Here is a 5,971-nt window from a genome sequence, read left to right as displayed (position 1 = left end):
AAAAAAGATTTTATTTCCCAGAGTAGAAACAGGAGGAAGGGCGGTTTTGGTTAAAGAATTGACGGCTCAAGGTGCAGAAGTAGTAGAAGTTGCTGCTTATCAGTCTCAATGTCCTGAAACTATGGATACTCAAGTTTGGCAAGCTTTACAAAAAAAACAAATCAATATTATTACTTTTGCTAGTTCTAAAACAGTCAAAAACTTTGTGCAGTTAGTTAGTACTAAATTGAATAACTCTACTGAAATTAATGATTTATTGGAGGAGATTGCGATCGCTTCTATTGGCCCTCAAACATCTCAAACTTGTCACGATTTATTAGGTAAAGTAGATCTTGAAGCTACAGAATATACTTTGGAAGGATTAACCTCGGCAATTATTACTAATCAGCAATCGATAAACAATTAGCTATCAGCAATTAATAACTAACTATATTATCCCCCTTGACGAGACTAACAAAAATGCATATTGCTCAAATAGGAAACCCCGTTTTAAGAAATATCGCTCAAACAGTAAATAAAGCTAACGACAGCGAAATAGTTAAGTTAGCCAATAATTTAATCACCACTGCCGAAGCAGCTAATGGCGTAGGAATTGCTGCGCCTCAAGTAGCTCAATCTTATCGTTTATTTATTATGGCCTCTCGCCCTAGTATTCGCTATCCCCATGCACCCAAAATGTCTCCTACTGCGGTAATTAATCCTGTCATTTTAGGTCACAGTGACGAAATAATTAAAGATTGGGAAGGTTGTTTGAGCGTACCTAACGTGCGGGGATTAGTCCCAAGATATAAAACAGTTGAAGTAGAATATACAGATATTAACGGCGAAAGAAAACAACGAGTATTAACTGATTTTGTGGCTCGTATTTTTCAACACGAATTAGATCATCTTGATGGAATATTATTTATCGATCGCGTGCAAACAATCAAAGATTTGTATACAGAAGAAGAATATCAAAAAATAATTTTGGATTAATTCTACTTGATACTTAAACGTTCGTTAATATTAACTAATTTTTAATTGCCTATCTTATTAGGTTTAAAAAAGTAAATATAGTTTATAAGATCGGCAAATAAGCGATCTCTTATTTTTCGTTTCTTAATTTGCTTACAAGTGCCTTACTTCACTATAGTATGGAATTAGTTTAAATTCTTTTGTTGAGAAGGCGATTGAAGAGGTAGTGGAGTAATCACAGATGAAACTTTCTTTATATTATTTCCAATAACTTTTTTTCTTTCATAATTTATATCTAGTAATGATAAAGCATAAGCTAACAAAGAGTTTAATATCGATTGCGTAATTTTACTATTGAATCAATACCAAAGAAAACCAATAGAACAAGCTATTACTCTAACCATTTTGCTAAATTTTCTTGGGTAATTTCACCTTCAGCTAACTGTTGCATCATTACTACCACTTCTGATTCTGGTGCATCTAAATATAGACTATTAATACGCAGAAAAACAAACATTACTTGAAAAGCAGTTCGCTTGTTACCATCAACAAAAGAATGATTCTTCGCTAAACCGTAACCATAAGATGCAGCTAATTTTGAAAAATTATTCTCTCCTTCATACTCATAAAGATTGCGAGAACGGGTTAAGACAGAAGCTAGCAATCCCCTATTTAGTATTCCATAAGAACCCCCATGTTGAGCAATCTGATCGTCATGAATATAAATAACTATAGATTCATCAATCCATTTTGGTTCAGCCATTATGCGGAGCGGTATCCTTTAGGGCAGCTAACTCTCTCATGGCATTAAGATACTTGGCTGCACCTTCTTTATAAGCTGATATAGTTGCGGAAAAATTAGGATCGAAAGGAGTTAATTCGATTCCTGATGCTGTAACAATTATATTTAATTCGTCGCCTACTTCTAAACCAAATTTATCCAAAACTTCTTTGGGAAAAGTCGCGCCAATCGAATTTCCTATTTGTCTTAATTTAATTTGCATTGTTTTAATTTGTACTGTTATAACTCTGATTATAACAAACTATAATTATCAAAAAAATTCATAATTGCGATCGCTTTTTGGTTTCTCAAACTAGCAAAGTCAAAAGAAATTAAGCGTTTGCTCCTTGTTTCCCTGAACAAAAGTTAGTCTGATTGCATAGCAATTTAGAGAAACATCTAATTTCTACATAAGAAGAAAAATTCTTAGGATTTTTCACTACTTTAAATAACTTTTTTTGCTTTTTGATAGTTGATATGCATTAATTCTATCAATACCTCTTAATTTTTGTTCTTGAATATTTGACTCAAATATCTCCTGCAAATACTTAAGTGTAAAAGACTTTCTAAATAACTGATATGGTGTATTTTTTTGTGTTGTCATAAAAACAAGTAAATTAGAAAAAATATTATGATTGATAGTTCATTTGAAATTAATAGTATTATTCCAAAATACTTTAACTAACAACTATGCGTCATCTCATAATGCGAAAAATACTTTCTCTATCAAGTCTATATACTTACTAGGGTTAACCATAATCACAGAGTAGAGTTATCCTTACTATCTCAGGCTGTAAGCTTCGCTACAATGACAGCAACACACTGCCAGATCGAGAAAATCTGTATTATGTACGATTTCTTATATTTTCCTGGACTCTAAAACTGAACTTTTAAAACATTAATTGCTATTGCTAATCACCACAGGAGAAAAAAAATATGCAACCAACTAATCCACAACAATTCACCGAAAAAGCTTGGCAAGCTATTGTTAAAACTGCCGATATTGCCAAACAGAATCAACATCAACAAATTGAAAGCGAACACTTATTGAAGGCTTTAATTGAAGAAGAAGGATTAGCCACCAGTATCTTTAATAAAGCAGATATTAGCGTAGCCAAAGTACGAGATAAAGTAGAGCGTTTTATTAATAGTCAGCCCAAGGTAAAAAATCTAGGAGAATCTATCTACTTGGGACGTAGTTTGGATACATTATTGGATCGTGCTGATAAATTTCGCCAAGATTTTGAGGATGAATACATATCAATAGAGCATATAGTATTAGGATATGCTAAGGATGATCGCATTGGTAGAAGTTTATTTCAAGAATTTGAACTCAACGAGAAGCAACTGAAGGAGATTATTAAACAAGTGCGGGGTAATCAAAAAGTAACCGATAAAAACCCAGAAGGGAAATATCAAGCCTTAGAAAAATACGGTAGAGAATTAACTGAATTAGCCAAAGCGGGTAAACTCGATCCTGTTATTGGTCGTGATGAAGAAATCCGTCGTACTATTCAAATATTATCCCGTCGGACAAAAAACAATCCTGTCTTGATTGGTGAGCCTGGGGTGGGTAAAACTGCTATTGTAGAAGGACTGGCTCAACGCATTGTCAACCGTGATGTACCCGAATCTTTACGAGATAGAAAGTTAGTTGCTTTAGATATGGGCGCATTGATTGCTGGTGCTAAATATCGCGGGGAATTTGAAGAAAGACTCAAAGCAGTCTTAAAAGAAGTTACCGAATCCAAAGGTAACATTATCATGTTTATTGATGAGATACACACCGTAGTAGGTGCTGGTGCAACTCAAGGCTCGATGGATGCGGGTAACTTACTCAAGCCTATGTTAGCCCGTGGTGAATTGCGCTGTATTGGAGCAACTACCCTTGATGAGTATCGTAAGTATATTGAAAAAGATGCAGCCTTAGAAAGACGTTTTCAGTCTGTTCTGGTAAATGAGCCTAATGTAGTTGATACTATCTCCATTCTACGGGGTTTAAAAGAGCGTTATGAAGTGCATCATGGGGTGAAAATTTCCGATACAGCATTGGTTGCTGCTGCTACCCTTTCTAATCGTTATATTAGTGACAGGTTTCTACCAGACAAAGCGATCGATCTTGTGGATGAATCCGCAGCTAAACTAAAAATGGAGATTACCTCTAAACCAGAAGAGTTAGACGAAATTGATCGCAAAATTCTTCAGCTAGAAATGGAAAAACTCTCGCTGCAAAAAGAAGAAGATGCATTATCTCAGGAAAGGTTACAGCGTCTCGATAAAGAATTAGCCGATTTTAAGGAAGAACAATCAGAGCTTAACGCCCAATGGCAAGCAGAAAAAGAAGACATTGATAAACTTAATAACTTCAAAGAAGAGATCGATCGCGTTAACCTAGAGATTCAGCAAGCAGAAAGGGATTACGATCTTAATAAAGCTGCGGAATTACGCTATGGAAAACTCACCGACTTACAAAGACAAGTCACAGAAATCGAAAGTACCCTAGAAGAGAAACAATCTTCAGGGCGTAATATGCTACGGGAAGAGGTTGTAGAAACCGATATCGCCGAAATCATCTCTAAATGGACAGGAATTCCTCTGAATAAACTTGTGGAATCCGAAAAAGCTAAACTTCTCCACTTAGAAGACGAATTACACCAAAGAGTTATCGGACAAGAAGAAGCTGTTACCGCAGTAGCAGACTCTATTCAACGCTCTCGCGCAGGATTAGCTGACCCCTTACGTCCTACCGCAAGCTTCATTTTCCTTGGCCCTACAGGAGTGGGTAAAACCGAATTAGCTAAAGCTTTAGCCAAAAACTTGTTTGACTCCGAAGAAGCTTTAGTGCGGATTGATATGTCAGAATATATGGAAAAACACAGCGTATCCCGTCTTGTAGGTGCGCCTCCAGGGTATGTCGGTTACGAAGAAGGAGGACAACTCACCGAAGCAATACGCCGTCGCCCCTATTCTGTAATTCTCTTTGACGAAATTGAAAAAGCCCACGCAGATGTGTTTAATATCATGCTGCAAATCCTCGACGATGGACGCTTAACTGACTCTCAAGGACGCACTGTAGACTTTAAAAACTCGATCATTATTATGACCAGTAATATTGGTTCGCAGCATATCCTAGATGTTGCTGGTGATGATAGTAAATATGAAGAAATGCGAAGTCGTGTCATGGGCGCAATGCGGGATAGCTTCCGTCCTGAATTTCTCAATCGAATCGACGAAATTATTATCTTCCACGGGTTAACTAAAGCACAATTACAGCCAATAGTTCAACTACAAATTCAAGGATTAGAAAAACGGCTTGCAGAACAAAAATTATCTTTGAAAATGTCAGAAAAAGCGATCGATTTCCTAGCCGAATTAGGTTACGATCCCGTCTATGGTGCAAGACCATTAAAACGAGCGATTCAAAGATATTTAGAAACCTCGATTGCTAAATCAATTCTGCGAGGAGAGTTTCAGGAAGGGGATACTATTTTTGTCGATGTAGAAGATGAAAGATTAACCTTCAAGCGATTATCTGTTGAAATGTTAGCTAATTAATTGGTTGTGTGTGATTAATTATCTATAATTTTTGTTTTGTAGTAGGGTGGGCAATGCCCACCCTTGTATATTAAGAGTAGTGGTGGTGAGCCTTAGCAACCTTGTCTTTTTTTGCTTTACAGAAAAGATAATTTTAAATCAAGTTTTTATGATGTCGCTTAAATTACTCTTTTTTACCCCATTATTATATTGTTTATGGGAATAATTAGATTATTGGGTAAATTTTAGGTATGTGTTATTGATTTGCAATAAGTTTGTTGCAGTCTCAAGGATTGGAATCCAGCTATAATTAACACATAAATACATAAGCTGGTGACAGGACTTGAACCTGCGACCGGCTGATTACAAATCAGCAGCTCTACCAACTGAGCTACACCAGCACAGTTATATATAGTAGCAAACAAAATTGATATTGACAACTATTTTTTCTGACCGAGTAATCTGTGACCTAAACACTAATAAATCTCTTGTCCTGCGGAAACGTCAATGGTCTTGTATAATTAGCTTTGATTTCGTTAGCAACTAGATTTGGTTAGCGAATTTGTAAATCCCGCTCAAGGCTTCTTGAGAAATAAATAGCGGTTCAAAATAAATAACACAAAATAGAAATAAGTAGATATGTACGATTGTATCGTTGTCGGTGCTGGGCCCGCAGGAACAACTGCTGCTTATAATTTAGCC

At 36.0% G+C, this 5,971-nt stretch carries 5 protein-coding genes and 1 tRNA gene; 3 read left to right on the top strand and 3 right to left on the bottom strand.

Annotated elements, in window-relative coordinates; genetic code table 11:
- Window positions 1-406 (top strand): uroporphyrinogen-III synthase (locus H1P_RS30200; protein ID WP_144874723.1); only part of this gene is annotated, 406 nt, incomplete at its 5' end.
- Between the two features lie 53 nt (window positions 407-459).
- On the top strand, window positions 460-975 hold the full coding sequence (gene def / locus H1P_RS30195) for a peptide deformylase (RefSeq protein ID WP_144874721.1): 516 nt from the start codon (window positions 460-462) through the stop codon (window positions 973-975).
- A 370-nt stretch (window positions 976-1,345) separates the two neighbouring features.
- On the opposite strand, the gene H1P_RS30190 is transcribed toward def, so the two are convergent.
- A complete protein-coding gene (locus H1P_RS30190) occupies window positions 1,346-1,717 on the bottom strand; it encodes a type II toxin-antitoxin system death-on-curing family toxin (RefSeq protein WP_144874719.1) in 372 nt (123 codons plus the stop codon).
- Window positions 1,710-1,958 carry an AbrB/MazE/SpoVT family DNA-binding domain-containing protein gene (locus H1P_RS30185; protein ID WP_144874717.1) on the bottom strand — a complete coding sequence of 83 codons (249 nt, stop codon included), beginning with the start codon at window positions 1,956-1,958 and terminating at the stop codon, window positions 1,710-1,712. Before H1P_RS30185 ends, H1P_RS30190 begins: the two co-directional genes overlap by 8 nt.
- A gap of 713 nt (window positions 1,959-2,671) precedes the next feature.
- Here H1P_RS30185 and clpB point away from each other — a divergent pair.
- Complete coding sequence (gene clpB, locus H1P_RS30180) at window positions 2,672-5,290, top strand: ATP-dependent chaperone ClpB (RefSeq protein ID WP_144874715.1); 2,619 nt, start codon at window positions 2,672-2,674, stop codon at window positions 5,288-5,290.
- 307 nt (window positions 5,291-5,597) lie between these two features.
- Here the strand turns inward: clpB and H1P_RS30175 are convergent.
- Window positions 5,598-5,670, bottom strand: a tRNA-Thr gene (locus tag H1P_RS30175).
- Window positions 5,671-5,971 lie beyond the last annotated feature (301 nt).

Origin of the sequence: Hyella patelloides LEGE 07179, assembly GCF_900659865.1 — a bacterium.
In the GTDB taxonomy this organism is placed as follows: domain Bacteria; phylum Cyanobacteriota; class Cyanobacteriia; order Cyanobacteriales; family Xenococcaceae; genus Hyella; species Hyella patelloides.
The sequence above is the reverse complement of the archived record's forward strand: the minus strand, read 5'-3'. Positions and strand labels throughout refer to the sequence as shown.